Origin of the sequence: Mycolicibacterium xanthum, from assembly GCF_019710635.1 — a bacterium.
In the GTDB taxonomy this organism is placed as follows: domain Bacteria; phylum Actinomycetota; class Actinomycetes; order Mycobacteriales; family Mycobacteriaceae; genus Mycobacterium; species Mycobacterium xanthum.
This window is the reverse complement of sequence record NZ_JAIFZS010000030.1, coordinates 1-523: the sequence shown is the minus strand read 5'-3', so window position 1 is coordinate 523 and position 523 is coordinate 1. Positions and strand designations below refer to the sequence as shown.

Genomic DNA, 523 nt, shown 5'->3' with positions numbered 1-523 from the left:
CGGTCAGGGCATGGATTTTGGTGGTCAGCCCGCCGCGGGAGCGCCCGATCGCGTGGTCATCAGGCTCCTCGGCAGCTTTCTTGTAATTCGACAGTGCCCCCTGTGTGCAGCGTGTCCGAACGGGCACCCGCCGAGTGCTGGTGTGCGCGCACGCTGGTCGAATCGACCGCCAGCAGTTTCTCGACATCCTCGATCACCTCGGGGTCCATCCCGAACATCACCGCGACCCGGGCGAACATCTCGTCGTAGGTGCCATCCAACGACCAGCGGTGATGGCGTTTCCACACCGTCTGCCACGGCCCGAACTCAGCCGGCACGTCTCGCCAGGGACTGCCGGTGCGGAACCGCCACGCGATCCCTTCCAAGATCAACCGGTGATCGCTGAATCTGTTGCCCCGCTTACCTACATCCGAGGGCATAACCGACTCGACGGCCGACCAGAACCCATCAGAAATCACACCCATCCGCGTCACGGTCACAATCGTCGCCGGTCAAGGCGCGAATATTACGGAGACACGCCCTA

1 pseudogene is annotated in these 523 nt (G+C 63.1%); it reads right to left on the bottom strand.

Annotated elements, in window-relative coordinates:
• Window positions 1–473, bottom strand: a pseudogene (locus JDV09_RS13515) (IS5 family transposase); the annotation flags it as partial.
• Between the last annotated feature and the right edge of the window lie 50 nt (window positions 474–523).